Source organism: Schaalia canis (assembly GCF_003858455.1).
Lineage (GTDB): Bacteria > Actinomycetota > Actinomycetes > Actinomycetales > Actinomycetaceae > Pauljensenia > Pauljensenia canis.
In genome coordinates this window covers 1-960 of record NZ_RQZF01000030.1, presented here as the reverse complement: position 1 = coordinate 960, position 960 = coordinate 1, and the positions used below count along the sequence as shown (strand labels likewise).

General features: G+C 56.4%; 1 protein-coding gene. It reads left to right on the top strand.

The genetic code is table 11. The features are described 5' to 3' along the window. Positions 1-31 precede the first annotated feature (31 nt). A partial coding sequence (locus EII11_RS10335; protein WP_133306630.1) for a hypothetical protein occupies positions 32-960 on the top strand: 929 nt, incomplete at its 3' end.

Sequence of the window (960 nt, the reverse complement as noted above, 5' to 3'; positions counted from 1 at the left end):
GCGCGCTCAGGGGTATTGGCGTAGGAATGCGGTGGAGAGTGCGTTGGAGGATTTCCGTGGCGTCTATTCCATGTTGTTTGCTGATGCTTCGCGTTTGGAGTCTGAGGATAGGGTGGGTTTAGCTCGCGCATTGGATGATGTTGCTGAGCAGGTGCGTGATGTGATTTCTGCTGCCGAGCGTGAGGAGGAACGTCAAGAGCGGGTATATCAAGCGAGTGTGCGGGAACAGCAGTGTGGGAAGGATTCACCTTTTGCTTGGGGTGTTCCTTTTGTTGATGATGTTCCTATTTCTCCTCCCGCTATTGGTGTCTCTTTTTCTCCCCGTATTCGCTCCCGCCTGGCGGGTCGTCATAATGGGGGTGGGAAGGTGGGGGCACGGCCTGAGGCTTTGCGTGCTTTTGTTGAGTACGCGCGTGGGGCTAATACCGCCCTTGTTGGGCAGGTGCGTGAGGTTGAGCGCGCGTGGGTGAGTTTTACTGGCGCGTGCGCGTGGGCTAATGCTGGGGCGCTGACTCTCCTTGATGGTGCTGATGGGTTCATCGCTGAGAATCGCTTGGATGAGGGGTGGATTGAGACTGTGGCTGCGGCTTTTGACAAAGCTGGTGCTGAAGGGTTCATCACCGAGGTAGAGCTCTCTGTTGCTGTTGCCGCCTTGGATCCGGCGTATGCGCGTGGTTTGCTTTTGGATGAGACGCTCACGCTCCAGCAGCTCACCCTGGTTGTGTCTCGGCTTTGTGTCGATCCTGGGCTTGCTTCTATTGTCGCTGAGCACACCAATGGGGTGTTGAAGGGCTTGACTCTGGACAGTGACTCTGATCAGGTCCTACGTGCTAGTGCTTTATTGAAGGGCTTGTCGACTAGTGGCCCTGCCAGTGCCGCGCTATTGACCGCCCTGAAGGCTGAGGGGTTGATTGATCGTATTGGCTTGGCTGGTGGGTATGCCTACATGGGTAGTGGGGA